Raw genomic sequence first — 15,220 nt, forward strand, 5'->3', positions numbered from 1 at the left:
CATATCCCCCCACAGATTCAGCAGCTTGTTGGGGGTGATGATAAAACGCTACCATGAGGATACTCATGGTGTTCCCGTTTTGGGAATTTATGCGGTTGACGCGCGTTCGGAAGGGATTTATATTGATCCCAAATTGGGAACATTACTATGCATCTGGTTGGTAAGGACATACTCGATAGGTTGAGAGGGCGCGGACCAGAAATCGACACGTGGGTCAGCGCATGGGTAGCTGAAATTATCCATGCGGTGTGGACGCAGGAAGCTGATCTCTTTGATCAATTTCCCTCGGCAAGAGAGCGGAAGACCGGTGTTTTTATTTTTGAAGTGAATTTAGCAAAGTGCTGGTTAGAGGTGAAAATTGTGTTTCCTCAAAAAATCGCGCTCATAACCGCGCTATTAGGTGCAGAAGAAATTGATGGACACTAAGGTCATAAGAACAGAAGAACAGCACCGAGCTTATCTGAGTGAGGTGGATAGGCTGATGTCAATGATGCCTAAACCTGGTTCTTCGGAAAGTAATCGCCTTGAGGTCCTGATTCTTCTTATTGAGGATTATGAGAATAAAAAACATCCGATTGATGCCCCCGACCCAATCGATGCAATTCTGTTTAGGATGCACGAAAGAAATTTAAAACAAGCGGATCTGATTCCTTACTTTGGTACTAGGAGCCGGGTGTCAGAAGTTCTGGGTCGCAAACGCCCGCTGACTGTTCCTATGATAAAAGCTCTTTCAGTTGGATTGGGGATTTCGGCAGAGACCTTACTTGGATTGTCCCATACAGAAGAAAAAAAATCGACGGACGAAGTTGACTGGTCTCGATTCCCAGTGAAAGAAATGGTCGCTAGGGGATGGATTGATAAAGCTATAGGTAAAGCTTCCAAAACTACTGAAGAGACGCTTCGGGAATTTGTGTCACTTATAGGATGGCAGTTTGGGGAGGCCGCATTCAGGCGTACACCATTAGGTGATGCATACTCACCGACTACCAAATATTCTTTGTATGTATGGCTTCTTAGAGTTATTCAGCGCGCTAGAGAGAGTAGCCATCTTTTAGGTGCATTTGACCAAAGTAAGCTGTCGAGTTCATTTTTGAAGGATTTGGCCCAGCTAAGTTGGTTTGAAAATGGACCTCTCCTTGCTATCGAGTTCCTTAAAAAACATGGTATAGCAGTGATAATTGAGCCGCATCTGAAGGGTACTATGTTAGATGGTGCCGCATTGAAGGATGTAGACGGAACCCCCGTGATAGGCTTGACACTTAGGTACGACCGATTAGATAACTTCTGGTTCACGTTGCTTCACGAAGTTGCGCATATATGGAAGCATATAGGAAATGAAGAGGCTTTCCTGGATGACTTAGATGCTTCTTCAGAAGACAGAAGAGAAGCGGAAGCAAATCGAATAGCAAGAGAGGCCTGTATCCCTAGGGTAACTTGGAAACGATCCGGCGCCTATTTGGACCCCAGCAGAGAAAATATAGATAAGTTATCCAGAGAATTAAAAATACATCCTGCGATCATCGCAGGGAGAATCCAACGAGAAAAAGAAAACTACCAGTTGTTTTCTGATTTGTTGGGGCGTGGTGAAGTTAGAAAACTACTTTCTAATCATTCTAATGGTGAGTTATGAAACTTGTTTACGTCCCAATTTTGAAAGCAAAACCCGGTGAGCTCACCGCTCTTGCAGAGCTAAAGAAGTTCGCAGCGGAGAAAGTTATACCTTGGTTCGATATTTCACCAATTAACGACGATAAGCTTGAAAAGCTTAGCGGTCAGCTGTTTCCTCCAATTGAATCCTACTTGAGCGGTATTGCTGCGGAGATCTCCACGGTTTGGAAGACTCGTGAAATTTTCTTAGATATGCCGAAGTGGTCTACCAGTGCTCAAACAGAGGGTGGCGAGCATGTGATTCCATTTCTACGGAATCAGTTGGAGTCATTTCGTGTCACAGCTAATCTAGTTGTTGATTATGTTCGATGGGATGATCCTGTTTACGTTAATGCGCTTCGTGGGGCTCGGCTAGCCTCTGGGTGTGATTTTGTTCTGCGCCTTGTTATGGATTCGGATACGGTGGAGGAACTCTCTGAGGAAGAGTTTGTATTAGAGCGTCTGAGCGAGATAACTGATACTTTGGATCTTGATCCGATCCTTGTAATGGTTATGATCGATTTTGGAGACGTATCTTCTCAAAAGTACACTGTGCCTGACATTATATTTAAGTCGGAAAAAGCAATAGCCCTGTTAAAAAGAGCTGGATTTAATAATTTTAGGGTGGCTGGGTGTTCACTTCCTGCTTTTATATCTTCCGCGATTAAAGACAAAAATAGCACCGGCTTAGTTCTTAGGAAAGAGATGTCAGCATGGAGATCTCTTATTGTGCAACCTGGATTAGAGTCGCTAGGTTTCAGTGATTATGGCATCCGCGGGCCTAATTCCAAAGAAACAGGTGGGCCTTCGCATGCGAACGGAAAGATCCGTTATACAATTGATAAGGAGATATTCATCGCTAGAGGTTACCCTTTGACAGAGGGCCTCAAAGGTGCCCAGCATCAGGAGCTTGCAAGGTTAGTTATTGCATCAGGGCACTGGGCTAAAGAAAAGTTTAGTTGGGGTGACAATGAGATTCTCCGTTGCAGCCAAGGTGAGTTTTCGGGGACGTCTTCAGATTGGATATCTATTGATACCAATCACCATATACACTCGGTTGTGCGCGAAGTAATAGAGTATAAAGAACTTGTTGCTGCTAAACATGCAAGGCAACCTGTGTGAGGTCGTTATTTTAATCCATTAATAATTTATCCCTCAGACGGTTAGCTGAGGGGGATATTTTTTAGAGTTTTTCATTGCTCAAATATTATTTAGCCATTTAGATTTCGTGTTTTAGCCAGTGACTGATCTGGTTTTGTGCGGGGTAGGCATGCGTGCGTTACGTAGCTGATCTCAATTAGTCTGCAACTAATAAAATAAACTAGATTGATTGTACATTTCTGAGCTATGAAAAAATGGGATTACTTGCAAATAAATATCGTGCGCTGCAGCCTACCTTCGAGTATCTGACAGATAAAGTTGTGCTTGCCCAAGCCTGGAAAAAAGCACATCAGTATATTCGCTCGACGAATTGGTATGCTGATAACTTTGAACTCGATAGGTCGGCAATTGATCTGGATGAACGTCTCGAACATTGGCTCGCTGACTTAAAGAGTCCAGACTTTTCTTTCGACGATTTACGACTAGTGCCTGCACCAAAAGCCGAACGTTGGACTTTTGTTAAAGCTCAGAATCTAAATATATTAGATATGGATGTGGTCGGTTGGGGTTTTGACGCATCTGAGGTTTCTACTCATAAATGGTGTCCGGAGGCAAAAACTCCGAAGCCACTTAGACCTTTAGCTCATGTTTCTATTCGTGATCAAAGCTTATTGATGGCGCTCATGATGTGCTTGGTCAATAAGGTCGAATCTAGTCAAGGAAATACTGCTACTCATCTAAATGAGGTTCATCAGAAAAAAATAGTAAATTATGGTAATCGCCTCTATTGTCAATTTAAGGACTCTGATGCGACATTCGCATGGGGTAACAGTACGAGTTACAGCAAGTACTTTTCGGATTACCAAAAATTTCTTGCTAGGCCTTTGTATTTTGGAGCGGAGGCGCTGCAGCAAAAGCTCAAGGGGCAACACGTCTTCGAGGTTCATTTAGATATAGCTAAATTCTACGATAATATAGATCGTAGCAAGTTAGCATCTGGCATTAGAGCCTTGTGCGATAACAATCTGGATCCGATTGTTGAGAAGTTGTTAGCAAGCTTTGTTAATTGGAAGTGGGATGCAACTAGTCCAGCTATTTATGAAGCAGTATGCAAAAGTGATCAAGAAAATATTCCAAGTGGAATCCCACAGGGTTTGGTTGTGGGTGGGTTTCTAGCCAATATTTATCTTTTGAAGTTCGATGAGATTGCTCAGACTCTAATAGGTCAGGATCTTTCGGAAAACATTCATCTTGTGGATTATTGTCGCTATGTCGACGATATGAGACTGATTATTTTAGTAGATGACGGCATTCGTTCGGAAGAAATAAGGTCTGTAATTGATGAAAAGATAGGTGGTCATCTTTTAGCGCTTGGCCTGAAATTTAATCATGATAAGACTAAAATAGAAAAATTTAGATATAAGCGTGCTGGGATTTCTACGAAGCTTAAAGATATTCAAAGCAAGGTCAGCGGCCCGCTATCTGCCACGGAAGTGGATGAGCAACTAGGTCATCTGGAGGGATTGATTGGTCTGGCGGATAGTCTACGAGCATCCGAAACGGATCAGGATAACACCAACCCTTTGGCAATTATCGAAGCGCCTAGTAATGACGTTCGTGATGACACGCTGCTAAGATTTTCAGCTAATAAGATTCATGCTTTGTTGAAGCAAAAGCGAAGTTTCTTTTCGCAGGAACTAGACGAGAATGGTAACCCTAAACCAGGAGCCTGGGATTATTTACAAGAACGGATGGCTCGAAAATTTATTTCATGTTGGAGTAAAGATCCATCTTTAACTCTTTTGTTGAAAAAAGGTTTAGAGCTTTTTCCAGATAAACGAATCCTGAAGCCTGTATTGGGCCAGCTAACGTCAGTCACTAAGCGTGAGGCCGAACTCCAACAGCAGCAAGTTGCTCAATATTGCTTGGGAGAGATTTTTCGTCACGCGGCAACATTAATACATACAAAAGAAAAATGGACATTTCCAGCGCATGCTGACGTAAGTGGCTTTTTTGAGCACCTACAAAATCTAGCGGTTAAGATAATTTCTTCTCCGTCTACGCATAAAAATCTTCTTGACCAAGCAATGTTCTATTGCTTGGTTAGGAATGACTCACCTTTAGATCAAGATACGAATAGTGATGACTTTAATATCATTACAAAAATGATGAAGGGCTATCGTAATATCTCAGCAAAAATGAGTGCTGTTGATTTTGTAGCAAATGCACTTCTCTCCTATCAGTTATCACGCGACAAGGGCTTGGTTGTTCGCGCTGTCAGTTGTTTGTTAGAAAAATCTTTTGTAAAGGTGTTTCCTCTGCCTGCCGGCGGTCTATATAGAGCAGATGTATTCCGTTTTTGCAAAAAGATTGCTGTAGAGTCGCCAGAATTTTTGTTTGCTTTAGCTGATTATGCGAAAAATAATGATTGCGGTTGGATATCTGAATGTAAGGGGGTTATGGAAAAGGCGGGCCTATTCCAGTTAGCAATCACGGGCGACCTTAACCGTTTTAATGGAAGACCTATTTCCCTTCTTGGGGTTGTTAAAAGGCCTGATAATCCGTTTGCACACGAGAATGCCGCTCTTGCTTTGTTGCTAGCATTGATGAGTGGTGGGGACTTCGATTGCAATTTGAATTCTTTAACTGACAATACGTTGGATCTTCCTGCTAATATTGATCTAGGTAATTGTAAGATAACTTGTTCAAATTGGGGTAAGATTCAATCGTTGGATGTTCGGTTCAGTATTGTGATTGGTTTCGATGAGGATCCGATATTTCCTTTACCAGAATGGATTGAGGATAATCACAAGCCTCTATATAGGTTAGGTATCTTTCTGCGTAGTTGCCTCATGGGCAATGTAGACTGGTCCTCAATGACTCCGGCTGACTCAAGTCAGGCTCGATATATAGGCTTGAGATCGAGTTTTATGAAGCGGCAGTTAGGCATGATGCACTCTCCTGAAGCGTTGAATGGTGAGACGGCACCTATGTCTAACTGGGTATCCAGTCTTCTGTTTGCTTTATTACAATGGCCAGGAACCAATTTGCATGAGGGAAATTATGAATGGCCAAAAGTATGGGATATTAAAGCCCTTCAGAAATTAACAATTGAACGCTTGGAATATCAGAAAGAACTATTCTGTAAAATGACTGGTATTCCTGCATATGTCGAAAAGCTTAGCTTTGGTTGGCAGAAGGACAAGAAATCGCTAAAAGTTGTTATGGTCCAATCTTTGTTGCCGTTGAAGGGAGACTTTCAAGAGCATGGGCTTATGTTGGATACACCTAAATATAGGTCTAGGCATCGTAGGCATATAGCTTCTGTTGCTGAGTTAATTTTACACAAGGCTCATAGTCAGCGTAGTATCGATGACCTAAACTACAAGGATAGCAGTATAGATCTTATAATTTGGCCGGAGTTATCAGTTAGTGAGCAAGATGTTGATATTTTGCACCAGCTCGCGAATAAGACTGGGGCAATAATTTTTACAGGTCTAACTTTTATAAATCTCCCTGGTGTGGAGGGGCCCAATAACGTAGCGAAATGGCTCATACCTCAAAAGCTTTCGTCGGGTAAGAAGTTTATAAGCCGGCTTCAGGGTAAGTTTAATATGATGAAGGACGAGGTCGGTAAGGTGAAACCTTGGCGTCCTTATCAATTGCTAATTGAGTTGGTGCATCCAGCATTTCCGAAGGATAAAGGATTCACGCTTTCAGGGTCAGTATGCTATGACGCTACGGATATTAAGATTAGTGCCGACTTGAAAGATAAGTCAGATGCATACTTGGTCGTTGCATTAAATCAAGATGTGACCACATTTGATTCAATGGTGGATGCCTTGTATTATCACATGTATCAGCATGTTGCATTGGTTAATACAGGAGAATTTGGCGGTTCGGTTGCTAAAGCGCCATATAAGGAGCGGCATGACAAACTTATAACTCATGTTCATGGCTCCCACCAAGTATCAATATCGTCTTTTGAAATGAATATGTTTGATTTTCGCAATGTTGGAGCTAGTTATAAATCTGGTAAAAAGGTAAAAACCAAGCCTGCTGGGTGACCTGATCTGTCATGGGTTATGCTTTAAAGCGTCTTGTTTTCCAAGGCGCTTAATTATTAATTTAATTGTAAGCTTATAGTAATACCAAGTGGCTTCGCTTCGGCCATTTCTTTTGTTTATTAGAAACCAAGTAATATGTTTGCGTCTCCAGGTCCATGGATTATCTCGACTCCAACGCTCAGCGATTGCTGTTTGGATTGTCTTCGCCTGACAAATGTGGCTTTGGCGCGTGGAATACGACCCGGTCAAGACGCTTACTAGGAATAGCTCCATGTCGAATGGCTTGCTCATGCTCGACTACCAATGTAAGCCGACACCACGTCGATACGGCCGTGTCCCAGCTCATAGCTGATTCTCACTCGGGCATCCTTATCAAGGTGTTGGTCGAGCTGGCAGCAACGGCCGCCGTTGATAGGTGCGGGATGATGGGTGATTTGTTCATAGCGTTCGCATGCATAGGCCGCGCGCAACTCGTGGAAACCTTTGAGACTGTACTGATGGAGGATGTCCCGTGCAGGACGGACGATTCCCCGTTGGAAATCGAGGTAGCTTTCGTTCGGTGCAAGCAGGTTGTGGCTACCGTCGGGCGAGACATGATGGGCGAATGCCAGTGCACCGCGGATGTGATCGTTCACCGTGATCCAGCGAGGTGCCGACGCACCTGCGCGGCCACCTTTGGTGCCATTCTGGATGTTGATCTTGCCGTAGTGTTCGGCCTCACGTTTTAAACGCGGTAGGTCCGCCAAAATGGCCTCGCGTAAGCGCATGCCGGTGGCTCTCGCTAACTGAGCGATGGCCGCCGCGCGCAGCATTTTGTATTCGCAGAGCGCGTCGACGATCTGCTTCACGTGTTCGGGGTCTTGGCCTTGCGGCACCGAGCAGCGAACACTGGTGCGCCGCATTCCCAGCGCCTTGCTCGGCGGCACTTTCACATACTGATCACCGCGAAGCGCAGCCATAGTCCGGTTAACGCTGGATAATCGATTTTGCGCAGTGGTGATGGCGAGCTCACCTTGTTCAACGTGGTGACGCAGATGTTCGGCATAGTCACGCAGGGTCTGTCGATCAATTTGCCGGGCATCGTTAAACCCCGGCCCATCCTCCGAGCGACACCAGCGCACAAACGCCTGCCAGCGATCACCGTGTGCTTTGACGGTCCCGTAATGCCCACCGCCAAACAGATCTTTCAATGCCTGTGGCCCGGCATAGCTCAACTGCCGACCGTAGCCAAAATTGCGTCCATCTCGCCTGCCCACCAGTGCCATGATCGAACTCCTCTCGAAGCCAAAACTTTTAAAACTTTCCCCACGTCATCCCGCCAAGAATGTTGAGTGTTATCAGGGATCAAGGTCCCTGCGACCTGTGAGGGTTGTCCACTAACGCGGGACTGACGGCTCTTTACGACCGGGAGCTTGGGCATCTCATGATCTGGCCTCCTGAACACCGATTCCGGTGGGCGGGTGGAGACTGCATTGGCTGACGAGGCCAATGCCGCGAGATCCTGAATCAGGTGAAGGCAGAGATGCGATGACCGGGGCATGCCTGACTGTCAGTCAGGTGCTGCCCATTCCCTGGACTGCGGCACCATCATCTGCGTCGCTGTTGCAGGTGACTTCGGTGTTTGTCAGGCCGATTGTCACGAGGGGGAATGCCGCAAAGCCTTGTACGAGTTGGGCTGCAGCAGTGGTAGGAGCGCCCGTCTCTTTCCGGGAGAAAGAGACGGGCGCAGGTTGGCGCAAGGAAATGGCCAAGCGGATAGGTTGCTGCAGGGCAGCTATGAAAGGGGGAAGTTGCCGCAGTGGGCACACTGGTAAAAGTAGGCATCCATCACATCGCTGTGAGCGTGCGAGCCGCCGGACGCTAATCGCACTTTGGGAGAACCACCACGGTGTGGCGTAACCTTAAAGGTTCTGGCTACCTGGGTTGCTGTCAACGACAGCACTTGCCCGATCTTTTCTACGCCTGTGGACAATTTGGGTCAAGGCTCGAATTTTCGAGAGTTCTGCGGCTGTGGATGAAATTATTCACCTGTGGAAATCAGTGGTTTTCGACAGACAGTTGCGTGGGCTTTAGATTTTTTAAGTGAGGTCCATCCAAGCAGGGCGGCTTTGCAGCCCCGCTTGGATGGACCCGCGTGGAAGGGCGGACTGCGGTGATCTCATTGGCTTACCCACGTTTGGATGCGCCACGGCTATTTTTTAGGGTGGTGATGTTGTTGCCGACTGGGTGAGCGAATTCGTGAGGCGTTACATGGCCGCTGCGATTGGCATCAATGTAGTTGCTCCACCACGCCATGATCAGCCGGCGCTGCTCCAGAAATTCAGCTTTGTGGATATACGCGGCGCGCACACGGTTGCGTTCCTTGTGGCTCATTTGTCTTTCGATGGCTGCGTCGGTCCATAACCCGGACTCAAGCAGGGCGCTACAGGCCATGGTCCTGAAGCCGTGGCCGCACACGTCCTTGCTGGTGTCATAGCCGACGTTGCGGAGCATGGTGTTCACCGTGTTCTCGGACATGGGCTTCCAGTACTTGTGGTCGCCCGGTAGCACCAACTCTGAAAAGCGACTGAGGCTGCGCAGGCGCTCCAGTATTTCGATGACCTGCGGCGATAACGGAACCATTTGAATGTCGCCGTTCATCTTGGTCCCGCGTGTGGAGTTGCGTACCCCTTCAATCGACGCGCGGGTATCGGGGATTTCCCACATGGCGCGTTGGAGGTCGAACTCACTCCATCGAGCGAAACGCAGTTCGCTGGAGCGGACAAATACATGCAACGTCAACAGGACGGCAAGGCGCGTCAGTTCGCGGCCGTTGTAGTTGTCGATACGGTGTAGCAGTTCGGGTAGGCGGTTGAGGGAGAGGGCCGGGCGATGGACTGTGCGCGGCGCGTGAATCGAGCCTGCCAGATCCAGTGCAGGATTCATGGTGATCTGCCGGGCTCTTTTGGCCCCGCGCATGATGGTGGATAAGTAGTTCTGTACCCTTAACGCCACATCCATGGTGCCGCGTTCCTTGATGCGCTGGGTGATTTCTAGCAGGTCATGGGTATCGAGTTCAGCGATGGGGCGTTGGCCGATCAGCGGGAAGACGTGGGTGCGCAGTCGGCTCATTACGGTTTTTGCGTGGCCTTCGGTCCAGCGGCGGGACATATCAGCGTGCCACTCTAGGGCAACGGTTTCGAAAAGCAGTGCCGCCCGCTGGGCTACGATCTTGGCCTTCTTCTTTTCTTCCATTGGGTCGAGGTTGTCGAGCAGTAATGCCTTGGCTTCGTCTCGCTTACGCCGTGCGACTGAAAGGGTAACTATGGGGTAATTGCCGATGATGAGCGTACCTTCCTTGCCGTTGGGCTTGGTGTACTTCAAGCGCCAGGTCTTCACGCCATTGGGTTTGACGAAAAGGTACATGCCGCCGCCGTCGAACAGTTTGTAGGCGCGTTCGCGGGTTTTGGCCGTGCGGCATTGCAGGTCGCTGAGGGGGATCGCTAGACGTGGCATAGGGGTACGCGCTCCTGACCGGGAAATCGCAGTACCCCTAACATACCCTTGGGGAAGGGGGATTTTGTTGGATCCCGACAGAGGGTCCTGGAACGAAAAAACCCGCCAAAGGGCGGGTTTTCGGGGCTTCCAGAGCATTCAGTGGAATGCAATGGAGCCTAATGTGGTGCCGGCACCAGGAATCGAACCCGGGACCTACTGATTACAAGTCAGTTGCTCTACCATCTGAGCTATACCGGCGTGTCAGGGCGACGATTATAGCGATTGGTTGGCTTCTGTAAACCCCTGAATTTTGACTATTTTTGCGCGGGCTTCAGGTCAGGTGCGCAGCAGGGTTTTCTTGAGTTTCTGAATGGCTTGCCAGGTTCGACTGTTTTGCATCGCGCGCAGCTGTGCTTCGGCCTGTTCGGCGCGTTGCAGGGCGGCGGCGAGTTGGTGTTCGGCGTCGCTGACGGGGTGGCTGAAGTTGTGGCCTTTGCAGAACTGGAACTCGTCCAGGTTGCACGGCGGGATGTCGAAGGCGGGTTTGAGGTTCAGGTGTTCTTCGGCGAGGTAGTAGGTGTTGATGCCGTCGAACAGGATGGAGTGGTAGCCGGCGTCGGTGACGAGGGTTTCCCAGGTCTGGTCGCGGGCCCAAGGGGTTTCGATGAGGATCACCCATGGCCGCCATTGGCTGAAGTCCATGCCGCGCAGGACGGTTTCTTCGTGGCCTTCGACGTCGATTTTCAGGAAGTGAATGGCGCGGCCCTGGGCGTGTTCTTCGCAGATGGAGGCCAGGGTACGGGACTTGATCGTTTGGCTGCGCACGTCCATGCCGGCGTCTTTGTGCAGTTTGGCCATGGCCGGGTCGAGGGTCGAGAGGCCGGTGCCGGCGATGCCGTAGAAGGTCAGGTCGTCAGCGCTTTCCCCGGCCGCGCATTGCAGGTTGGTGTCTTTGGGGCGTTGCTGGCACAGGGCTTCGTAGTAGTTGGGCATCGGTTCGACGTTGATGCCGGTCCAGCCATGGTCATAGAACGCCTTTGTGACCGAATCATGGGTGGGATGATTTGCCCCGACGTCGATGTAGAAGCCGTTTTCGACGGTTTTGAGGGCGCGCCACAGGCGTATGTCTTCGAAATTCTGTGCGTAGGAAATGAACGTCACTGGCGCATCCTGTCGGAAGAATGTTCTTGTTCGTGGCCGCGCTGCTGGCGCCCTTGCATGTGTGTATATCAAGAGTAATGAAAGGGTGCAATTTCCCCTGTCTGCGGTCCGGGATTAGGCATTTATGTCGTTTTGATTAAATGCTTATGCACAATGCCATTGGCAGCGCACTGGGTTTAGGCCGAATTTGTGGATCTGTTCTCATTTGTCCGCAAATACCTGTTTTTTCGATTTTTTATGCCTGTGTATAAAAAATGAACAGTATGGATTTTGCCCTGAAACCGGCGTGGATATTGGATCCACGATAATTCCATCAACAGAGTTATCCACAGGTCGGATGCGTTTAGGCGCGTTCGGCCAGGAGCAGGAAATTACGCGGCGTGAGCGGGGTTTCGCAGAAGGTGCCGACGCGGACGCTGTAGCCCTGCTCGGCGAGGAAAAGTGCCCGGTCAAGGACCAGCCAAAGCTCCAGCGGGCGTCGGAAAAGTCCGCGCAGTAGTTCAAGGTTGCGCACTTCGGCCAGTCGCTGCCAGCCGGCGGCTTCGAGACTTGGCCAATCCTGCGGGCCGATTGTGGATAACTCTTTGAGTGCGGCCAGGTGATGGCAGTAATCGGCGAAGGGTTTGTCCAGCCAGGCGCTGGGCAGGGAAGGGGTTGGCAGGTACTCGTCCTTGCCGCGCAGTTGCCGTTGCAGCAAGTCGAAGCCCAGGCGCCGGGCCATGGAGGTGTCGCGTTGACGTCGCACGCGGGCACCGGCGGTAACGGTTTCACTCATGGGCAGCGCGAGGTCATCGAGCGATAGCTGTAGGCCAGAGCCTTTGGCGGCCGAGGAAATCGGCGAGTATTGGGCAAGACTGATCCGGTTGTAGCAGCACGGCGCAATGGCGAGCTGTTTACAGCCTGTGGCGCTGGCGAGTTGAATCAGCCGCACATGCAAATCACCGCAGGCGTGTAGTGCGACGGGCGTGTGATACGCACTCAGTAGACAAGCTGCGTCTGCCGCGAGCACATCCTGTTCGATATGCAGCGCATGCAGGTGATGGCGTTGGCTGAGTGCCTGGCCGCTGGTGACCAGTGCCGGGTCGTATTCCAGGCACGTCAGTTGTTGCCCCGGTTGCAGCAGGCGGCGCCCCAGATGTCCCTTGCCCGAGCACCAGTCCAGCCAATGCAGCGGAGCTTCGGAAAACTGCAATCGGCTGGCGAAGGCTTCGATCTGTTGCCATTTGCGCCCCGGTACATCGACGTTCAATCGATGGCCCGCCACTTCAAGCGCGCGTGCGGGCAATTCATCCACGGCACTCAAGGCAACGGACATCCTTGCCAAGGAAGCAAAGGGTTCCGGTGCATTCAGGAGGGCTGGTTGGTTGTGAGCGTTTTCCGCATCGTCCAGCGTTCGCTCACGTAGCCATGCGGCTAACTCTGGGTAGGACGCTTCCCAGGGTAACTGTAGATGAGTGAACGGCCGAGGTTTCCACAGTGCCTGATGCTCTGTCAGAAAAGCATCCAGCGCGGTGAAACGGGCGAGCAGATCCTCGCCCGTCAACACGCCGGTATCAACGCCCTTGGCAGGCATCGACGCGTAACCAGCGCTCCAGCAACTTGAAACCGCGCACCAGCACATAGGCCATTACCAGGTAGAACATGCCCGCGGCGAAGAAGATCTCCACCGGCAGGTAGGTCCGGGCAATGATGGTGCGGGCCATGCCGGTCAGTTCCAGCAGGGTCACGGTGCTGGCCAGGGCGCTGGCCTTGAGCATCAGGATCACTTCGTTGCTGTAGGCCGGCAGGCCGATGCGCGCGGCCCGCGGCAGGATGATGAAGAACAGCGCCTTGGGTCTGGACATGCCCAGCGCCCTTGCAGCCTCGATCTCGCCCGGTGGAATCGCCTGGATGGCTCCCCGCAGGATTTCTGCAATGTAGGCCGCGGTGTGCAAGGTCATGGTCGCCGTGGCGCACCAGAACGGATCGCGCAGGTACGGCCACATCGAACTGTTACGGATCGCGTCGAACTGCGCCAGGCCGTAGTAGACCAGGAACAGCTGAACCAGCAACGGCGTTCCACGGAAAAAGAAGATGTAGCCGTAGGGAAATGCCCGCACCCACCACAGGCGCGACGAGCGGGCGATGCCCAGTGGAATGGCCAGCAGCAAACCGGCGATCACGGCGATGGCCACCAGTTCCAGGGTCAGGGTTGCGCCCTGGGCCAGTTTCGGCAGCCACTTGATGATGACTTCCCAGTTCATTGGGTGCTCCTCGCGAAGCCGCGAGCGGCGCGTTTTTCCAGGAAGTGCATGCCGGTCATCGCCAGCACCGTCAGGCTCAGGTACATGAACGCGGCCACCATATAGAAGGTGAACGGCTGTTTGGAGACGGTCACGCCGATTTGTGCGTGACGCATGATTTCTTCCAGGCCGATCACCGACACCAGCGCGGTGTCCTTCATCAGGATCATGAACAGGTTGCCCAGGCCGGGCAGGGCGATGCGCCACATCTGCGGCATGATCAACTTGGTGAAGATGCGCCACTTCGACAGGCCCAGGGCCACGCCGGCTTCACGATGGCCTTTCGGGATGGCGAGGATCGCGCCGCGAAACACTTCCGTGGCGTAGGCGCCGAAGCACAGGCCCAGCGCAATCACGCCAGCGGCGAAGGCGTTGAGTTCAAGGTCGGGGTTGCCGAAGAACTCGCCCAGGGCACGCATCAGGTTGACTGTGCCGAAGTAGATCAACAGCACCCAGAGCAATTCCGGGATACCGCGAACCAGGGTCGAATAAGTGCCGCCAAGCCATTGCAGCGGCTTGTACGGGGAAGTCTTGGCCAAGGCGCCGAGCAGACCGAGTACCAGCCCCAGGCACAGGGCCGAGAGTGCCAGTTTCACAGTCATCAGCGCGCCAGCGGCGAGCGCCGGGCCGAATCCGTAGAGGTCGATAATCATGGATTTCTTTTCAAATCGCGGCAGGCAAGGCCGAGAACCGGCGCCATCAGGCGCCGGTCTGGCAGGTCAGTATCAATAGATGCTGAACGGGAAGTACTTGTCGTTGATCTTCTTGTAGGTGCCGTCAGCGACGATTTCTTTCAGCGCGGTGTTCAGCTTCGCGCGGATCGCATCGCCTTTTCGTACGGCAATACCGATCTTGTCGCTTTCTTCCACCGGGTCGCCCTTGAACTCGTAGCTACGGCCAGCGTCGCTTTTCAGCCATTCGTAGTTGACGTACTTGTCGGCCAGGATGCCGTCCAGACGACCGGAAGTCAGGTCGAGGTAGGCGTTTTCCTGGGTGTCGTAGAGCTTGATGGTGATGTCGTCACCATAGTTGTCTTCCAGGAAGGTGCCGGCCAGGGTCGCGCGCTGGGCGCCGATGATCTTGCCTTTGAGTGCGGCCTTGTCGGTTTTGAAGTCGATGTCTTTCTTGGCGATGAACTGCAGCTTGTTGGAGTAGTACGGGTCGGTGAAGTCCACCGCTTGCTTGCGCTCGTCGGTGATCGACATCGAGGAGATCAGGAAGTCGAACTTCTTGGCGTTCAGGGCCGGGATGATGCCGTCCCAGTCGGAGGTCACGACGGTGCACTCGACTTTCATCTTGGCGCACAGGGCGTCGCCGATTTCTTTGTCGAAGCCGACGACATTGCCACTGGCATCTTTATTGTTGAACGGCGGGTAAGCCGCTTCGATGCCCATCTTCAGGGTTTCGGCCATGGCACCGGCGCTGAACGCCAGGGTGACGGCGGCAGCCAGGAAGACCTTTTTGTAGTTCTGCATGTGGGTAGCT

At 51.0% G+C, this 15,220-nt stretch carries 11 protein-coding genes and 1 tRNA gene; 4 read left to right on the plus strand and 8 right to left on the minus strand.

Annotated features, from left to right (window positions below; genetic code table 11):
• Window positions 1–147 precede the first annotated feature (147 nt).
• From AC3IT6_RS01275 to AC3IT6_RS01290, 4 genes are all read left to right on the plus strand, one after another.
• Window positions 148–426 (plus strand): hypothetical protein, encoded by a 279-nt coding sequence (locus AC3IT6_RS01275; protein ID WP_421147453.1) that lies wholly within the window; start codon window positions 148–150, stop codon window positions 424–426.
• Complete coding sequence (locus AC3IT6_RS01280) at window positions 416–1,630, plus strand: ImmA/IrrE family metallo-endopeptidase (RefSeq protein WP_421147454.1); 1,215 nt, start codon at window positions 416–418, stop codon at window positions 1,628–1,630. Before AC3IT6_RS01275 ends, AC3IT6_RS01280 begins: the two co-directional genes overlap by 11 nt.
• Complete coding sequence (locus tag AC3IT6_RS01285) at window positions 1,627–2,769, plus strand: beta family protein (protein ID WP_489354042.1); 1,143 nt, start codon at window positions 1,627–1,629, stop codon at window positions 2,767–2,769. The genes AC3IT6_RS01280 and AC3IT6_RS01285 overlap by 4 nt, the downstream gene beginning before the upstream one ends.
• A gap of 233 nt (window positions 2,770–3,002) precedes the next feature.
• Window positions 3,003–6,815: an RNA-directed DNA polymerase gene (locus AC3IT6_RS01290; protein ID WP_489354043.1), complete on the plus strand. Its 3,813-nt coding sequence runs from the start codon at window positions 3,003–3,005 to the stop codon at window positions 6,813–6,815.
• Window positions 6,816–7,102: 287 nt separating this feature from the next.
• Here the strand turns inward: AC3IT6_RS01290 and AC3IT6_RS01295 are convergent, their stop codons facing one another.
• The 8 genes from AC3IT6_RS01295 to AC3IT6_RS01330 all read right to left on the minus strand — a co-directional run bounded on the left by AC3IT6_RS01295 (window position 7,103) and on the right by AC3IT6_RS01330 (window position 15,210).
• Entirely contained in the window at window positions 7,103–8,080 is a 978-nt protein-coding gene (locus AC3IT6_RS01295) for an integrase domain-containing protein (RefSeq protein ID WP_489354044.1), read from the minus strand.
• A 901-nt stretch (window positions 8,081–8,981) separates the two neighbouring features.
• A complete protein-coding gene (locus tag AC3IT6_RS01300) occupies window positions 8,982–10,310 on the minus strand; it encodes a tyrosine-type recombinase/integrase (RefSeq protein ID WP_489354045.1) in 1,329 nt (442 codons plus the stop codon).
• Between the two features lie 164 nt (window positions 10,311–10,474).
• Window positions 10,475–10,550, minus strand: a tRNA-Thr gene (locus AC3IT6_RS01305).
• A gap of 78 nt (window positions 10,551–10,628) precedes the next feature.
• A complete protein-coding gene (locus tag AC3IT6_RS01310; protein WP_489354046.1) occupies window positions 10,629–11,453 on the minus strand; it encodes an FkbM family methyltransferase in 825 nt (274 codons plus the stop codon).
• A gap of 343 nt (window positions 11,454–11,796) precedes the next feature.
• Window positions 11,797–13,026, minus strand: a complete 1,230-nt coding sequence (locus AC3IT6_RS01315; RefSeq protein WP_489354047.1) for a methyltransferase — start codon at window positions 13,024–13,026, stop codon at window positions 11,797–11,799.
• Window positions 13,007–13,696, minus strand: a complete 690-nt coding sequence (locus AC3IT6_RS01320) for an ABC transporter permease (RefSeq protein ID WP_489354048.1) — start codon at window positions 13,694–13,696, stop codon at window positions 13,007–13,009. Before AC3IT6_RS01320 ends, AC3IT6_RS01315 begins: the two co-directional genes overlap by 20 nt.
• A complete protein-coding gene (locus tag AC3IT6_RS01325; RefSeq protein WP_057712425.1) occupies window positions 13,693–14,388 on the minus strand; it encodes an ABC transporter permease in 696 nt (231 codons plus the stop codon). Before AC3IT6_RS01325 ends, AC3IT6_RS01320 begins: the two co-directional genes overlap by 4 nt.
• A gap of 72 nt (window positions 14,389–14,460) precedes the next feature.
• Window positions 14,461–15,210: an ABC transporter substrate-binding protein gene (locus AC3IT6_RS01330; protein WP_489354049.1), complete on the minus strand. Its 750-nt coding sequence runs from the start codon at window positions 15,208–15,210 to the stop codon at window positions 14,461–14,463.
• Window positions 15,211–15,220 lie beyond the last annotated feature (10 nt).

Source organism: Pseudomonas sp. KH_017 (genome assembly GCF_057840285.1).

Coding starts and splice junctions, on each gene's coding strand:
- AC3IT6_RS01275 (WP_421147453.1), top strand. CDS start 148: ATGCATCTGGTTGGTAAGGACATACTCGATAGGTTGAGAGGGCGCGGA.
- AC3IT6_RS01280 (WP_421147454.1), top strand. CDS start 416: ATGGACACTAAGGTCATAAGAACAGAAGAACAGCACCGAGCTTATCTG.
- AC3IT6_RS01285 (WP_489354042.1), top strand. CDS start 1,627: ATGAAACTTGTTTACGTCCCAATTTTGAAAGCAAAACCCGGTGAGCTC.
- AC3IT6_RS01290 (WP_489354043.1), top strand. CDS start 3,003: ATGGGATTACTTGCAAATAAATATCGTGCGCTGCAGCCTACCTTCGAG.
- AC3IT6_RS01295 (WP_489354044.1), bottom strand. CDS start 8,080: ATGGCACTGGTGGGCAGGCGAGATGGACGCAATTTTGGCTACGGTCGG.
- AC3IT6_RS01300 (WP_489354045.1), bottom strand. CDS start 10,310: ATGCCACGTCTAGCGATCCCCCTCAGCGACCTGCAATGCCGCACGGCC.
- AC3IT6_RS01315 (WP_489354047.1), bottom strand. CDS start 13,026: ATGCCTGCCAAGGGCGTTGATACCGGCGTGTTGACGGGCGAGGATCTG.
- AC3IT6_RS01320 (WP_489354048.1), bottom strand. CDS start 13,696: ATGAACTGGGAAGTCATCATCAAGTGGCTGCCGAAACTGGCCCAGGGC.
- AC3IT6_RS01325 (WP_057712425.1), bottom strand. CDS start 14,388: ATGATTATCGACCTCTACGGATTCGGCCCGGCGCTCGCCGCTGGCGCG.
- AC3IT6_RS01330 (WP_489354049.1), bottom strand. CDS start 15,210: ATGCAGAACTACAAAAAGGTCTTCCTGGCTGCCGCCGTCACCCTGGCG.